This window comes from Burkholderia sp. BE17, assembly GCF_009362305.1.
Taxonomy (GTDB): domain Bacteria; phylum Pseudomonadota; class Gammaproteobacteria; order Burkholderiales; family Burkholderiaceae; genus Burkholderia; species Burkholderia pyrrocinia_C.
On record NZ_WHNU01000026.1, the window covers coordinates 74,090 to 88,539 of the forward strand.

Consider the following 14,450-nt stretch of genomic DNA (forward strand, 5'->3'; position numbering starts at 1 on the left):
CGTCATTCTTCCGCCCCATCCTGACCGGAGTTCCGATGTCGTTTTTGTTCTTGCCGGCGCGCCGCGCGCTGGCGGCCACGCTCACCGCCGTGCTTGCATTTGCCGGCACCGTCATACCGCACGCCGCGCACGCGGAAGGCCGCATCCGCATCGCCGAGCAGTTCGGCGTCGTCTACCTGATGCTGAACGTCGCGCGCGACCAGCAACTGATCGAAAAGGAAGGGCGCAAGGCCGGCATCGACATCAAGGTCGACTGGGTGCGGCTGTCGGGCGGCGCGGCCGTGAACGACGCGCTGTTGTCCGGCGCGGTCGATATCGCGGGCGCGGGCGTCGGGCCGCTGCTGACCGTGTGGGACCGCACACGCGGCCGGCAGAACGTGAAGGGTGTCGCGTCGCTCGGCAATTTCCCGTATTACCTCGTCAGCAGCAACCCGAACGTGAAGACGATCGCCGACCTCGGCGCGAAGGACCGCATCGCGGTGCCGGCGGTCGGCGTATCGGTGCAGTCGCGCGTGCTGCAGTACGCGGCCGCGAAGCAGTGGGGCGACAAGCAGTTCGACAAGCTCGACGCGCTCACGCAGGCGATTCCGCACCCCGATGCAACGGCCGCGATCCTCGCGAACAGCAGCGTGATCACCGGCCACTTCGGCAATCCGCCGTTCCAGGAGCAGGAGCTTGCCGGCAACCCGAATGCGCATATCGTGCTGAATTCGTACGACGTGCTCGGCGGCCCGAGCTCGGCTACCGTGCTGTACGCCACCGAGAAATTCCGCGACGACAACCCGAAGACCTACCGCGCGTTCGTCGCCGCGCTGGCAGACGCCGCGCGGCAGATCGCGGCCGACCCCGAACGCGCGGCCGATACCTATATCCGCGTGAACGCATCGAAGATCGATCGTGCGCTGCTGTTGAAGATCCTGCGCAATCCGCAGGTGCAGTTCAAGACCGCGCCGCAGAATACGCTGCCGCTCGCGCAGTTCATGCACCGCACCGGCGCGATCCGCAACGAGCCGAAGTCGTGGCGCGACTACTTCTTCGACGATCCGGCGACCGCCGGCGGCAGTTGAGCGGTGCCGCCGCTTCGACGTCGCGATCGACGCTTATGCGTCGGCGCGGTTTCGATATGCGCAATCGTTGGTTGGTCCACGCAAGGCCCGGCCGTATGTTGACGCTTTACCCGCAAGAGATTCGATCGTGAACGCCACCTCTCCCCGAACCTGGCTGCCGCCGTATGCGGCGCGCGGCGGCGCGTCGCCCGCCGCCCAGGCCGCGCCCGACACGCGCGCCGCGATCCGGCCTGCGCAGGCCGGCGCGCACAGCGAACGCCTGCTCGCCATCGACCGCGTGAACCTCGAATACCGCAGCGGCGCGCGAATCGTTCGCGCGACGCATCAGGTGAGCTTCGACGTGTACGGCAGCGACCGCTTCGTGCTGCTCGGCCCGTCGGGTTGCGGGAAGTCGACGCTGCTGAAGGCGATTGCCGGCTTCATCGAGCCCGTGTCGGGTTCGATCGCGCTCGACGGCCTGCCGGTGCGCGGGCCGGGGCCCGACCGCATCGTGGTGTTCCAGGAGTTCGACCAGTTGCCGCCGTGGAAGACGGTCGTCGAGAACGTCGCGTTTCCGTTGCGCGCCGCCGCGAAGCTGTCGCGTGCCGAAGCTCGCGAACGCGCGCTGCATTATCTCGACAAGGTCGGGCTGAGCGCGTTTGCGGATGCGTATCCGCACACGCTGTCGGGCGGCATGAAGCAGCGCGTCGCGATCGCGCGTGCGCTTGCGATGCAGCCGCGCGTGCTGCTGATGGACGAACCGTTCGCCGCGCTCGACGCGCTCACGCGCCGCAAGATGCAGCAGGAACTGCTGCGGCTGTGGGACGAATTCCGCTTCACGCTGCTGTTCGTCACGCATTCGATCGAGGAAGCGCTCGTCGTCGGCAACCGGATCCTGCTGCTGTCGCCGCATCCGGGGCGCGTGCGCGCGGAACTCAACAGTCACGAGCACTCGCTCGACAGCATCGACACCGGCGATTTCCGCGACAACGTCGCGCGGATCCATCGCCTGCTGTTCGATACCGATGCAACGAGCGCGCTGACGACGGAGGAAGCCGCATCATGAGCACGATCGATCCGGTCCTGCCGCCGCTGCCGCCCGTGCGCGCCGAATACGAACGCACGCTCGACACGCTGCCCGACGCCGAACGCGCGGCGCCGGCCCCGCTGTTGCGACGCATCGCCGGCGCCGGCTGGTTCCGTCGCAGCGTCATCGCGCTCGTGCTGATCGCTGCATGGGAGATCGTCGCGCGGATCGTCGCGAACGACCTGCTCGTGCCGACCTTCGGCGCGACGCTGGCCGCGTTCGTACAGGGCATCGAATCGGGAGAACTGCTCGTGAAGACGGGCATCTCGATGTCGGTGCTGCTGCGCGGCTACGCGCTGGGCGTGTTCTTCGCGTTCGCGCTGACGTCGCTCGCGGTATCGACGCGCATCGGCCGCGACCTGCTGACGATGCTCACGTCGATGTTCAATCCGCTGCCGTCGATCGCGTTGCTGCCGATCGCGCTGCTGTGGTTCGGGCTCGGCACCGGCAGCCTGCTGTTCGTGCTCGTGCATGCGGTGCTGTGGCCGCTCGCGCTCAGCATGTACACGGGTTTTGCCGGCGTGCCGGCCACGCTGAAGATGGCCGGGCGCAACTACGGCCTCACGGGCCTGCGCCAGATCGCGCTGATCCTCGTGCCGGCCGCGCTGCCGTCGATCCTGTCGGGCCTGCGCGTCGGCTGGGCGTTCGCGTGGCGCACGCTGATCGCGGCCGAGCTCGTGTTCGGCGCGAGCGCGGGGCAGGGCGGGCTCGGCTGGTACATCTTCCAGAACCGCAATGAGCTGTATACCGACCGCGTGTTCGCGGGCCTCGCGGCCGTCATCGTGATCGGCCTGCTCGTCGAGAACCTCGTGTTCGACACGCTCGAACGCGCGACCGTGCGGCGCTGGGGCATTCAGCACTGACGCGATGGTGCGCCGCCATTCCCGGCGCACGCATAACAAAAGCTGAAATCGGTTTTTCGTGCGCGGCGGGTGCGTCCCTATACTTTGCGGTGCCGCGCGTGCGCCGTGTCGCGAATACCTCGACCATGCCACGCGGCGACGCTCCCGATCTTCTCGCATAAGGAACTGCCGAATGACTGCCCGTGATGCCGTCGACCCGCGCGACGCGTTGCGCGACGCGCTCGCCGCGCTGCCCGATCTCGCGAACGCGATCGGGCAGGATGCCGCCCAACGCGAGGCGCGTCGCGAGCTGCCGTTCGAAGGCTTCGCGATCTTCCGGCGTTCGGCGCTCGGTGTGCTGCGGATTCCGGTCGCGCGCGGCGGCCTCGGCGACACGCTGGTCGATCTGTTCGACACGATCGCGACGCTGGCCGCGGCCGATTCGAATCTCGCGCACGCGCTGCGCATCCACTACGACATGACCGAGACGCTGCGGCTGTCGCCGCGCACGCCGTTCAACGACGTGCAGCTCGAACGCGCGCTGGCCGGCGCGATCTTCGGCGGCGCGTCGACCGAGCGCGGCACGTCGCGGCCCGGCGAGAACACGACGGTGCTGCGCCGGGACGGCGCTCATCATCGCGTGACGGGGCGCAAATACTATTCGACGGGCACCGCGTTTGCCGATTTCGCGCGCATCAACGTGGAGAACGAGCAGGGCGAGGCACTCGCCGTGATCATTCCGGTCGCGCGCGACGGCGTGCAGGTGCTCGACGACTGGGACGGGATGGGGCAGCGCATGACCGCGAGCGGCAGCCTGCTGCTCGACGACGTGCAGGTGTTCGCGGACGAAGTGGCCGCGCGCGACGGCTCGTCGCTCGTCGGCCGCCATTGCGGCGCGCTGCGGCAGCTTCATCTCGTCGCGACGGGAGCGGGCATCGTGCGCAACGTGGTCGCCGATGCGCGCCGCTACGTGCTCGCGCACGGCCGCCCGGCGCTGCACAGCCCGGCGCCGACCGCGCGCGACGATCATTTCATCCAGCAGATCGTCGGCGAACTGTCCGCGCACAGTCACGCGATCGATGGGCTCGTGCGCGAAAACGCACGGGCGCTCGACCGCTCCGCCGACGCGATCGAGGCCGGCGACGCCGATGCGCATGCGCTCGTGCTCGACAGCGCGCTCGCGACCGCGCGCACGCAGTTGATCGTCAGCAAGCTCGCGCTGCATGCGGCCGAGCGGTTGTTCGAAGTCGGCGGTGCGTCGGCGACGGCGCGCGAACACAACCTCGACCGGCACTGGCGCAACCTGCGCACGATCTTCAGCCACAACCCGTTGCTGCACAAAGCGCGCGTGATCGGCGACTACGAGTTGAACGGCGTGACGACGCACCTGACCGAAGGGCGCGTGTTCTGATCCGGGCGCGCGCGGCCATTGGCAGCTCGTCGGCACGGCGGAGCAGATCGTCGACCCGCTCGAGGAGCGGTTCGTGTATTACAGCGCCGACGGCTACAACGTGATGGCGCCGACGCTGCCCGGCGGGCTCGACGATTTCATCGCGCTGGTGCTGCCCGAGCCTGCGCCGCCGTGGGTTGTTTCGCAGCGACTATGCGGGCCGCACGCTGCGCGACCACCTCGGGTTGCAGCGGCCCGTGCACCGCGGCGCGCGACGCATCGGCCGCCTGACTTCAGCGCCGCAACCCGGCGTCGCGCAGCAGCGGCAGCACGCGCTCGCCGAAGAAGTCGAGATCGGGCTTGAAGTCGTAGAAGCTCAACTGGATGCCGTCGATGCCCGCGCGGTGCAGTCGCACGATGGTGTCGGCGACTTCGTCGGGCGAGCCCGTGATCGAGATATTGCCGCCGATCGCGCGTGCGGCAGCCTGCGAGCGCTGCTCGAAGCCGCCGCGCCACGCATGCGCGTCGCTGTCGAAGCGATGGAAGCTACCTTCGTCCGCATGCGCGACGATCGCGTCGCGGTACGCGCGCGCTTCGGCCGCCGTCTCGCGGCAGATCACGAGCGGATTGAGTAGCGTACGGATCGTCCGGCCGCGTGCCGCGGCGGCCGCCTTCACGCGTGCGGTATGCGCGGGCAGCGCGTCGAGCGCGCGGTCGACGTCGGGGCCGGCCGGGCTCGTGACGAACACGATGTCCGAATAGCGCGCCGCGAAATCGATGCCCGCATCGGAGCCGGTCGCGTTGATCAGCAGCGGGCGGCCATAGCGCGGCTTCGGCGTCACGAATGCGCCGCCCAGGCGCCAGCTCGACAGTGCGGGCGCGTAGCTGAAATTGTCCGATTGCGCCCACAACTGCTGGACCGCGTCGAGGAATTCGGCGGCCATCTCGTAGCGCCGGTCGTGCTCGATCCGGTTCCAGCCGAACATCTCGTGCTCGATCGCGCGATGGCCGGTCACGACGTTGATGCCCCAGCGCCCGCGCGAGATGTGATCGAGCGTCGCGGTGAATTTCGCGAAATGCAGCGGATGCCACGGCCCGTAGAGCACGTGGCTCGTCGCGACGAGGATGATCCGCTCGGTGCGCGCGGTCAGCGCGGCCAGCGTCATGAACGAGTCGAGTGCCTGGCCGTCGAACACGCCGCCGTAGCCGCCTTTCGGCAGCCACTGCGACAGCGCGAACACGAGATCGAAGCCGAGCGCTTCGGCACGCGCGACCAGGTCGGCGTTGTAGTCGAACGTCCAGTCGGTCGAGCGCGGCAGCGTCGATGCGCTCCATCCGCCGGCCTGGATCGGCAGGAACAGCCCGAGCATCAGCGGCTGCGCGAGCGCGCGCGACATCGGGCTGTCGGGGAAATCCGCCGGCGAGCGAACGTCGACGAACGGCGACGATGCGACGGGGGCGGCGAGGGTGGTTTCGCTCATGACGGGTTCCTTGCGGGGTATGCGCGCGCTGAAGCCGAACGAAGACGATACGCACGCGCTGCGGCGGTTCGCGCGGGACCGATTGCGGATTGCACGGCGAGCGGATCGCGCCGCGTCATAACCGGCCCGGCCTCGGATCGGGCACGAAGCCGTCGCGGTTCGGCATCTTCACGCGCGGCAGCGTGCGCGCATCGAGCCGCGCGTCATCGGGCACGATGCCGTTCAGGTGCAGCACGTATGCGGTGACCGCGTAGACGTCGTCCGCGCTCAGCGATTGCGGCGCGTTGTACGGCATCGCACGGCGGATGTAGTCGAACAGCGTCGTCGCGTAGGGCCAATAGCTGCCGACGGTCTTTTTCGGTTTTGCACCCGCGAGCGAGCCGATGCCGCCGACGAGCGGATCGCCGACGCCGCCTTCGCCGCCGGCGCCGTGGCACATCGCACATTTGTCCGCGAACACATGGCCGCCGCGCGCGACCGTGCCCGAGCCGGGCGGCAGGCCGCTGCCGTCGGGCGCGACGTCGATGTCCCACGCGGCGAGCGCCGCGCGGTCGACCGGCTGCCCGAGGCCGAACTCTGCGCCGAATGCATTCGACACGACCACGAACGCAGCGAGCAGGCAGGCGAGCGGCTTACGCATTGCGCACCTCGCCGTCCGTGCCGACGTGCCAGTTCTGGATGCCGTTGTAGTGATACTGAGAATTGAGCCCGCGCGCGGCGACGAGCGCGTCGCGGGTCGGCTGCACGTAGCCCGTGTCGTCGGTCGCGCGGCTTTGCAGGTCGGCCGGCTCGCCGTTCCAGACCCAGTCGGCCTCGAAGCGCGTCAATGCGCGATCGCGCACGTCACCCGCGAGCCGCGCGGGCCGCCACGTGCGGCCGCCGTCGGTCGATACGTCGACCGCGCGAATCCGGCCGCGGCCCGACCATGCGTAGCCGCCGATCGGGTGATAGCCGTGCGCAGCGAGACGATGGCCGGCCGACGGCCGCGTGATCACCGACTTCGCGTCCATCTCGAACGCGAACTGGCGCGCGCAGCCATCGGGCAGCAGGTTCGTGTATTTCGACGTTTCCTCGCGCGTCATCTCCGGCGCGCGAACCAGCTTCAGCCGCCGCAGCCACTTGATGTTCGTGTTGCCTTCGAAACCCGGCACGATCAGCCGCACCGGGTAGCCGTTCTCGGGGCGCAGCCGTTCGCCGTTCTGCGCATAGACGACGAGCGCGCGCTCGAGGATCCGGTCGAGCGGCAGGCTGCGCGTCATCGCGGCGCCATCGGCGCCTTCGGCGAGCAGCCAGCGCGCGGACGGATCGACGCCTGTTTCGTCGAGCAGCGTCGACAGCCGGACGCCCGTCCATTCGCAGCACGACAGCAGCCCGTGTGTGAACTGGACGGGCAGCCCGCTCGGGCCGTTCCATTCGCTGCCGGTGTTGCCCGAGCATTCGAGGAAGTGGATCCGCGATTCGGACGGGAAGCGCAGCAGGTCGTCGATCGTGAACACGCGCGGCTCGCGCACGAGGCCGTGCACGACGACGCGATGGCGCTGCGCATCGATCTCGGGCACCCCGGCGTGATGACGCTCGTACACGAGGCCGTTCGGCGTGAGGTCGCCGAACAGGTCGGCGAGCGGCGTCATCGACGAGCCGGAGCCGGGCAGCGCAGGCGTGCGGGCGCTGCGGCGGATCACGTCGCGTTCGTGCGGGCCCGGCACGCCGTACGGCGGCGACAGCAGCGGCGCGCCCGGCGAACGCGTCCACGGCGGCACGTCCAGCGGGGAGATCGGAGCGAGCGGCTGGCTTGCGAGCGCGCCGCCGGCAGGCAGCAGCGCGGCGGCCCATCCGCCGGCGAGCTGGCGCAGCGCCGCGCGCCGGCCGGTGCGAGGCGGGCGGGAAGGAAAACGGGAATCGGTCATGGTCGAACGCGTATCGCGTGCGGCGGCCGCACGTGGGGAAACGGACATTCTCGGCAACCGGGCGCGACGCGGCAAACATCGATTCCCGCTTTGCTTATCGTGCTTATCGCGCCGCGCCCGCTGCGCGTGCCGTCAGAACTTCACGCGCAGCCCGCTGACGATCGCGACCTGGCGGTTCGTCGACGACGCGCTGCCGATGTTCGAGATCGCCGCGACCTTGCGATAGCCGCCCGGCGTTGCCGTGCTCGGATCGCCGGCCGCGAGCTGGTAGATGCCGGACAGGTAGAGATCGGTGCGCTTCGACAACGCGTAGTCGAACCCGAGCGTGAACTGGTGCCAGCGCGGCTTCAGCGTCTGGCCGCCGGTGCCCGGCAAGCCGCTCGCGCACCCGTCGGTGAACGTATAGACGCCGATCAGCGTGGCCGCCGGCGTGATCTGGTAACGCGCGTTCACGTCGTAGTTGTTGAACTTGCGCGACGATCCGTCGACATAGTCGAGCTGCGTGTGGCTCCATGCGAAGCCGAGCGTCGCGCGGCCGAGCGCGTAGTTCGCGCCCACGGCGCCGATCTGCTGCTTGAGCACGCCGCCGTTCAGCCCGTAGAAGAACGCGCCGCTGTAGTCGTTGCCGGTGGTCGAGGTCGCGCCGCCCACCGCGCCGCTGGTATTCGACGTCGCGTTCGGATGATTGAGCCGCACGTAACCGCCGCCGACCGACAGCGGGCCGTTCACGTAGTTCGCCGACACGCCCCACGCGTTGTTGTTCGAGAAACCGGTGCCCGCGCCGCCGTTCGCCTGGTTGCTGAACGCATAGAGCAGGTCGGCCGTGAAACCGGCGATCGTGTCGCTGCGGAACTTCACCGCGTTGTTCAGCCGGAAGCTCTGGTTCAGGTTGTCGTTGTCGCCTACGTGCGTAGCAGGCGACCAGAAGCCGGACCCCGAGTACTGCGCGACGAGATCGGTGATCGGCTCGTACTGGCGGCCGAACGTCAGCGTGCCGAGCCCCTTCTTCGCGAGGCCCACGTATGCGGAGCGGCCGAACAGGCGGCCGCCCTGGCCGAGCCCGCCGTCGCTCGGCCGGAATCCGCTTTCGAGCGTGAAGACCGCCTGCAGGCCGCCGCCGAGATCCTCCGCGCCTTTCAGGCCCCAGCGGCTGCCGCTCAGCTTGCCGCTCGTCTGCTGGATGTTGCTCGCGCCGCCCTGGTTGTTCGTATAGGCGATACCGGCATCGACGACGCCGTACAACGTGACCGAACTCTGCGCATGCGCGCCGACCGAACCGATCGAAACCAAACCCAGGACTACCGATTTTTTGATCATGACCATCCTCTGTTTTTATGACTACGTCTGCGAGGGTCACGATGCTATTGACGACGGGCGCCGCGCTGAACGGTCGATCCGTGGTTTGTAAATCGCTGCGCGGCGGATTTGCAACGTGCGTCGCCGCACGCTCGGCACGTGCGTCGCGATCGCGTCCGGCGCGCATGCTGCGGCGAACGCATCGCACCGACGGCGAACGTCGAGCGCTGCAAACGTGCGGCCGCCGTCATATCGATCGATGAAATCGTTCGATGTCCGCAATGCATGCGGTTCGGCTCGCGATGCATTTATGCAACGGACTCTTGTGCGGCGAACGGCCGATGCGCTATGCGCGGCCGCATATCGATTTCGCAAAACGTTGGTAGGGCAGTGCGATGCGTGACGGTAGAGTCGGGCATCCGGTCGCGGGCCGGCATGCTCCGGGAACACGAGGGCGCCGATGCGCGCGTTCGTCCCGGTCGTAAAACGAACACGGGAGCCGTTTGACATGAGTCGCGATGTGCTGTTTCTGCTGGAACCGGGCTTTAGCGATCCGAAGCATCCGGGCCGACGCTTCGTCTGTCCGCATGGACTGTCGATCGAAGGGCTGCTGGCGAGCGCGCCCGACCGCGCCGACCGCATCGACGTGAAGCGCATCGGTTTCGAGCGGCCGCGGCACGCGGTGATCGACGCGCTCGACGACGCGCACCAGGGCCTGCCGGTGCTCGTGCTCGGCCGCGACCAGCCGGCGCCCGACGACGCGCAGACGCTCGGCGACGTGCGCTTCGTTACCGACGCGCGGCGCATCCTCGAACTGCTGGCCGAACGCCACGGGTTTCCGGTGCTTCATTGATACGACGGTTTTCACTTCTTATCCGATTCCTATCCGACTGACAGGAGCATCCGATGTCGTCAATTTCGGCGGCACGCCGCCGCCTGCTGCTCGCCGGTGCCGCGGTCGTGTCGGCACCGTTGGCCCCGTTTGCCGCAAGGGCCGTGTTCGCCGCGCCGGCCGTCAATACCGATCTCGCCGGCACGACCTTGCGCGTCGCGACCTACAAGGGCGGCTGGCGCGCGCTGCTGCAGGCGGCCGGCCTCGGCGACACACCGTACCGGATCGAATGGCGCGAACTGAACAACGGCGTGCTGCACATCGAGGCGCTCAATGCGGATGCGCTCGATATCGGTTCGGGTAGCGAAATTCCGGCGGTGTTCGCCGCGCGCCAGAAGGCCAATGTGCGGTTCATCTCCCGCGCCCGCGAAGACCTGAACAACCAGGTCACGCTTGCGCGCAAGGACACGCCGATCCGCGGCATCGCGGAACTGAAGGGCAAGCGCGTCGGCTACGTGCGCGCGACGACGTCGCACTATTTCCTGTATCGCCAGCTGGCGGAGGCCGGCCTGAGCTTCGACGATATCCAGCCGATCAACCTGTCGCCGACGGATGGGTTGTCCGCATACGATCGCGGCGACATCGACGCGTGGGCGATCTACGGCTACAACGGCCAGCTCGCGCGCAATCGCTACGGCGCGCGCGTGCTGAAGACGGGGAAGGGTTATCTGTCGGGCAACTTTCCGGTCTACGCGAACCCGCGCACGCTCGACGATGCGCGCCGTCGTGCCGCGACGGGCGATCTGCTGCTGCGGTTCCGACACGCGTATGCGTGGGCGAACGGGCATTTTCGCGACTATGCGCTCGTGCAGAACCGCGAGACGCGCGTGCCGGTTGCCGATCTCGTCGCGATGTTCGAGCAGCGCAGCGACGACTATGCGCTGCTGCCGGTGACGCCCGACGTGGTGGCGCAGCATCAGCAGGTCGCGGATGTGTTCGCTCGTATCGGCGTGCTGGACGGACCGGCGAATGTCGCGCCGTTCTGGGATACGTCGTTTAATTCGCTGGTTGCGACGGGTTGATGCGGTGCAGCGGGGAGAAGCCCGTGTGGCTTCACGGCTTCAGGCTCGACGTGGGCCTCGTCGGGCGACCCGGCGCGACCGGATCAGGGGAACGTCGTCGCGTTCGAATGAAATCGGCGCCCGGTTCGAGCATCTGAAAAATAAAAGGTTTCGCCACCGCTTCGCCGGTCGACAGCAACGTGGCGGAAATCCTCGCATGATCGAACCATGCACCGCGCATCCGACGGCCAGTTACGCGCGCCCCATGATCCGGGTGCCGAGCGAGATGCCGAGTTCGGACAGCGACGCATTGGCGGCAAGCTGACGGGCCTCCCAGCGCGACAGCGCGGCGTCGAACGCGGGGCCGTGCACGACGCCGCGCAGCGCGTCGGCGAGACCGACCGCATTCTCCGCCGCTTTCGCGACGCCGGCGGCCGTGTGCGGCCGGACGAGGCACGCCGCATCGCCGAGCAACACCGCGCGGCCGAACGCCATACGCTCGACCGCGAGATCCAGGATCGCCTGCGCGAACGGCGCATGCGTCGCGTCGACGAGCGCGGCGAGCGTCGGCGCAAGCATCCGGCGGCCGGCGTCCACGAGTTCGAGCCGGTTGTCGTCCCGCATCGCGCCGGGCGGCAGCGACCCGTCGCGCTGCGTGCCGTCCTGCGCGACGAACAGCGACGGCAGGCGATCCGCTGCGAGCCGCCGGTACCAGACCCAGTTCACGCGGCGTTTGCCCGGCTCGATCGCGCCGTCGCGGCCGGGCACCAGATAGGTCAGGAACAGATGCGCGTCGCCTTGCTGAAACGTGAAGCGGTCGCGCAGCACCCGCAGCACGGTGTCGGGAAGCAGATGCTCGTCGACGAGCCCGCGCCACGCGACATAACCCGCGTACGCGGGCCGCGTGTCGGGAAGCAGTTGCGCGCGCACGTTCGAGCGGCCGCCGTCGGCGCCGACCAGCAGGTCGGCCTGCTCGACGCGACCGTCCGCGAAATGCGCGATCACGCCGTCGCCTTCCTGCTCGAACCGCTCGAACGATACGCCGGCATGCACGACGCCGGCGGGCAGCGCGCGCTTCAGGGCCGTGTAGATCACGTTCCACGCGGTCTGCGTTTGCGGCATGTGAAGGCGTTGCACGATCCGGTCGTGTTCGTCGAGATAGATCCGGTCGATCGAATCGACGCCCGCATCGCGCGGCACGGGCACGCCGCCGAACGCGAATGCGCGTTCGATCGGCGCTTGCAGCACGATGCCGCCGCCGCGGCTGTCGAGGTCGTTCGGCGATTGCTCGAAGACCTTGACGCGCCATCCGGCCGCCCGCAGCGCGGTGGCCGTGAATAGCCCGCCCACCGATCCGCCGATGACGACCGCCAGCGGGCCCGAAACGTCGCTCATGATTGCTTCCTCCCGATGATCCGTCGCGCGCGCGGCGGTTCAGCCTTCCCAGTGCTTCAGGAAGTCGAGCAGCAGCGCGTTCACGCGCTCCGGCTGCTCCTCCTGCGGCAGGTGCCCGCATTGCGCGATCGGCTCGGCACGCAGGTTCGTCGCCATGCCTTCCCACACGGATTTCATGTCGAACATCTTGCCAACCGCATAAAAATCCTCGCCCCAGATGGCCATGGTCGGGCATGCGATCCTGACGTCCGCGTCGACGAGATCCTGCTGCACGTCCTCCGCGTTCGCGCGATAGTCGGCCAGTGCGCCGCGCACGGCGCCCGGGCGTCGATACGCACGCACGTACGTGTCGAACGCTTCGCCGGAGATCGCGTGCGGGTTGTAGCACCAGTCGGAAAAGAAATAACTCAGCCATTCGGCCTCTTTGCCGGCGATCAACGCCTCGGGCAAATCCGGCACCTGGTGGAACAGGAAGAACCAGTACGCGCGCGCCGTTTGCGCGGTCATGTTCTGCGCGACGATGCGCGTCGGCACGTTGTCCATCACGACGAGCCGCTCGACGCGCTCGGGGAAGTCTTTCGAGAAACGCGTCGCGACGCGCGCGCCGCGGTCGTGCCCGACGAGCGCAATGCGGCCGATGCCGAGCGTGTCGAGCAGTTCGGCCAAGTCGCGCGCCATGTTGCGTTTGTCGTAGCCGGCGGCCGGCTTGTCGGTTTCGCCGTAGCCGCGCAGGTCGGGCGCGATCACGCGGTAGCGCTGCGCGAGCGCGGGGATCTGGAAGCGCCACGCGAAACTGGTTTCCGGGAAGCCGTGCAGCAGGACGACCGCGGGCCCGCTGCCGGCATCGATGTAGTGCTGGCGGATGCCGTTCGCGGTGACGGTGTGATGGGTGATCGAAGGCGTGGCGATGGTCATGTGACGGTCCCTGTCCGGTTCGGCGTGCGCGCGACAGGCGCGGGCGCGAATGCCTATCGAGGATAGGTGAAGCGCGCGGCGCGGCGGATAAATTGTTCTGAATTCGTCTGGTTGCGCGCGCCGCCGGCATCGACCGCTGCATCACGATCACGTTGTCGCCGGGTGGCCGGTGCTCCTTGATCGTCGCGTGAATCGCGTGAATCGCGCGCGCAAGCGGCGATCCGACGATCCGCACGACCGACGAAGGAGCCCGAGCGTGAAAATGCGGAATGCGGAATGCGGAATGCGGAATGCCGAATGCCGGATGCCGATTCGACCGTCGGCAACCGTCCTCGAGCGCCGCGCCGCGATTGCACGCGATCCGCGCGCGATCGTCGGCCGCCGCCGCGTCACGCGCGCCGGCGGCGCCGGCCGGTCGCGCCCGACGCGAGCTGCTTCAGCGCGGCGGGCGTGCCGTGCAGGAACGCGTCGATCAGCCGTTCGATCTCGGTGTCGAGATCGTCGGGCACCGGCAGGCCGTAGACCCACTTGCGGACGCCGAAATAGAAGATGCTCGCGTGCAGGCTCCAGACCAGTTCGATTTCCGCATTGCGCTGGGCCTCCGTCGCCGGCGTGGCGATGGCGTATTCGTAGCGCAGCTCGCGCAGCACCGGCAGGAAGACGCGTTCGCGCAGCCGCGACAGGTAGCGCGTGTTGAAACCCTCGCGGCTGAGCCCCGCGAAGATGAAGGTGCGGATCCATTCGCGCCGCAGGATGGTCTGCGCGTACGCGCGGTAGAACGCGACGAGCCGTTCCTGCAGCGGGACCGCGCGATCGGCGATCAGCTTTTCCCAGTCGGGATTCCACGTGTAGATCTCGTCGTACACGCGATCGATCAGCGCCTCCTTGCTCGGGAAGTACCGGTACAGCAGCGGCTGGGTGACGCCGATCTGCCGCGCGAGTTCGCGCGTGCTGCCGGAAAAGCCGTGCGTCGCGAAGTGCTCGATCGCCTTCTCGACGATCTGCCGCTCGCGCGCTTCCGGCGCGAGCCTGCGGCCCGGCGTGACGGCGTTGCCGTCGGTCCCGGGCTCGCGGGCCGGCGTGCTGCGTTTTCTTTCGGTCATTCCTCGGCTCCTGATGGCGCGCATGCCTAAACTATCGATCGAAAAATAGCACGATCGGGGCCGCGCATACGGTTTGCGGCGCGGCTTTTGTTGCG

At 68.4% G+C, this 14,450-nt stretch carries 14 protein-coding genes and 1 pseudogene; 7 read left to right on the top strand and 8 right to left on the bottom strand.

Annotated features, from left to right (window positions below):
* The first annotated feature begins 35 nt into the window (after positions 1-35).
* The 5 genes and pseudogenes from GD429_RS22485 to GD429_RS41215 all read left to right on the top strand — a co-directional run.
* Complete coding sequence (locus GD429_RS22485; RefSeq protein WP_152860027.1) at positions 36-1,067, top strand: ABC transporter substrate-binding protein; 1,032 nt, start codon at positions 36-38, stop codon at positions 1,065-1,067.
* A gap of 67 nt (positions 1,068-1,134) precedes the next feature.
* Entirely contained in the window at positions 1,135-2,112 is a 978-nt protein-coding gene (locus GD429_RS22490) for an ABC transporter ATP-binding protein (RefSeq protein ID WP_152860028.1), read from the top strand.
* Entirely contained in the window at positions 2,109-2,996 is an 888-nt protein-coding gene (locus GD429_RS22495) for an ABC transporter permease (RefSeq protein ID WP_152860029.1), read from the top strand. The genes GD429_RS22490 and GD429_RS22495 overlap by 4 nt, the downstream gene beginning before the upstream one ends.
* A gap of 172 nt (positions 2,997-3,168) precedes the next feature.
* Entirely contained in the window at positions 3,169-4,386 is a 1,218-nt protein-coding gene (locus GD429_RS22500) for an acyl-CoA dehydrogenase family protein (protein ID WP_152860030.1), read from the top strand.
* A 4-nt stretch (positions 4,387-4,390) separates the two neighbouring features.
* A pseudogene (locus GD429_RS41215) lies at positions 4,391-4,640 on the top strand (nitrilotriacetate monooxygenase); the annotation flags it as partial.
* Between the two features lie 18 nt (positions 4,641-4,658).
* Here GD429_RS41215 and GD429_RS22510 read toward each other — a convergent pair.
* The 4 genes from GD429_RS22510 to GD429_RS22525 all read right to left on the bottom strand — a co-directional run bounded on the left by GD429_RS22510 (position 4,659) and on the right by GD429_RS22525 (position 9,070).
* The gene (locus tag GD429_RS22510) at positions 4,659-5,846 is read right to left on the bottom strand and encodes an LLM class flavin-dependent oxidoreductase (RefSeq protein ID WP_152860031.1); all 1,188 of its coding nucleotides are present in this window, start codon (positions 5,844-5,846) and stop codon (positions 4,659-4,661) included.
* A 115-nt stretch (positions 5,847-5,961) separates the two neighbouring features.
* Entirely contained in the window at positions 5,962-6,486 is a 525-nt protein-coding gene (locus GD429_RS22515) for a c-type cytochrome (RefSeq protein ID WP_152860032.1), read from the bottom strand.
* Complete coding sequence (soxC, locus tag GD429_RS22520) at positions 6,479-7,753, bottom strand: sulfite dehydrogenase (RefSeq protein ID WP_152860033.1); 1,275 nt, start codon at positions 7,751-7,753, stop codon at positions 6,479-6,481. The genes GD429_RS22515 and soxC overlap by 8 nt, the downstream gene beginning before the upstream one ends.
* Positions 7,754-7,885: 132 nt before the next feature.
* A complete protein-coding gene (locus tag GD429_RS22525; RefSeq protein WP_152860034.1) occupies positions 7,886-9,070 on the bottom strand; it encodes a porin in 1,185 nt (394 codons plus the stop codon).
* Positions 9,071-9,557: 487 nt separating this feature from the next.
* Between GD429_RS22525 and GD429_RS22535 the strand changes: the two genes are divergently transcribed.
* Complete coding sequence (locus tag GD429_RS22535) at positions 9,558-9,902, top strand: DUF3088 domain-containing protein (RefSeq protein WP_152860036.1); 345 nt, start codon at positions 9,558-9,560, stop codon at positions 9,900-9,902.
* Positions 9,903-9,955: 53 nt separating this feature from the next.
* Positions 9,956-10,963 (top strand): ABC transporter substrate-binding protein, encoded by a 1,008-nt coding sequence (locus GD429_RS22540; RefSeq protein ID WP_152860037.1) that lies wholly within the window; start codon positions 9,956-9,958, stop codon positions 10,961-10,963.
* A gap of 231 nt (positions 10,964-11,194) precedes the next feature.
* On the opposite strand, the gene GD429_RS22545 is transcribed toward GD429_RS22540, so the two are convergent.
* The 4 genes from GD429_RS22545 to GD429_RS22560 all read right to left on the bottom strand — a co-directional run bounded on the left by GD429_RS22545 (position 11,195) and on the right by GD429_RS22560 (position 14,355).
* Positions 11,195-12,337, bottom strand: coding sequence for an FAD binding domain-containing protein (locus tag GD429_RS22545; protein WP_152860038.1), 1,143 nt, complete (start codon positions 12,335-12,337; stop codon positions 11,195-11,197).
* Positions 12,338-12,376: 39 nt separating this feature from the next.
* Positions 12,377-13,252 carry an alpha/beta fold hydrolase gene (locus tag GD429_RS22550; protein ID WP_152860040.1) on the bottom strand — a complete coding sequence of 292 codons (876 nt, stop codon included), beginning with the start codon at positions 13,250-13,252 and terminating at the stop codon, positions 12,377-12,379.
* Between the two features lie 53 nt (positions 13,253-13,305).
* On the bottom strand, positions 13,306-13,578 hold the full coding sequence (locus GD429_RS22555; protein WP_152860042.1) for a hypothetical protein: 273 nt from the start codon (positions 13,576-13,578) through the stop codon (positions 13,306-13,308).
* Between the two features lie 63 nt (positions 13,579-13,641).
* Positions 13,642-14,355 (bottom strand): TetR/AcrR family transcriptional regulator, encoded by a 714-nt coding sequence (locus GD429_RS22560; RefSeq protein WP_152860044.1) that lies wholly within the window; start codon positions 14,353-14,355, stop codon positions 13,642-13,644.
* Positions 14,356-14,450 lie beyond the last annotated feature (95 nt).

Bases quoted from the DNA above. Each gene is read 5' to 3' on its own strand.
- GD429_RS22485 (WP_152860027.1), top strand. From the start codon at position 36: ATGTCGTTTTTGTTCTTGCCGGCGCGCCGCGCGCTGGCGGCCACGCTC.
- GD429_RS22495 (WP_152860029.1), top strand. From the start codon at position 2,109: ATGAGCACGATCGATCCGGTCCTGCCGCCGCTGCCGCCCGTGCGCGCC.
- GD429_RS22500 (WP_152860030.1), top strand. From the start codon at position 3,169: ATGACTGCCCGTGATGCCGTCGACCCGCGCGACGCGTTGCGCGACGCG.
- GD429_RS22510 (WP_152860031.1), bottom strand. From the start codon at position 5,846: ATGAGCGAAACCACCCTCGCCGCCCCCGTCGCATCGTCGCCGTTCGTC.
- GD429_RS22515 (WP_152860032.1), bottom strand. From the start codon at position 6,486: ATGCGTAAGCCGCTCGCCTGCCTGCTCGCTGCGTTCGTGGTCGTGTCG.
- soxC (WP_152860033.1), bottom strand. From the start codon at position 7,753: ATGACCGATTCCCGTTTTCCTTCCCGCCCGCCTCGCACCGGCCGGCGC.
- GD429_RS22525 (WP_152860034.1), bottom strand. From the start codon at position 9,070: ATGATCAAAAAATCGGTAGTCCTGGGTTTGGTTTCGATCGGTTCGGTC.
- GD429_RS22535 (WP_152860036.1), top strand. From the start codon at position 9,558: ATGAGTCGCGATGTGCTGTTTCTGCTGGAACCGGGCTTTAGCGATCCG.
- GD429_RS22540 (WP_152860037.1), top strand. From the start codon at position 9,956: ATGTCGTCAATTTCGGCGGCACGCCGCCGCCTGCTGCTCGCCGGTGCC.
- GD429_RS22545 (WP_152860038.1), bottom strand. From the start codon at position 12,337: ATGAGCGACGTTTCGGGCCCGCTGGCGGTCGTCATCGGCGGATCGGTG.
- GD429_RS22550 (WP_152860040.1), bottom strand. From the start codon at position 13,252: ATGACCATCGCCACGCCTTCGATCACCCATCACACCGTCACCGCGAAC.
- GD429_RS22560 (WP_152860044.1), bottom strand. From the start codon at position 14,355: ATGACCGAAAGAAAACGCAGCACGCCGGCCCGCGAGCCCGGGACCGAC.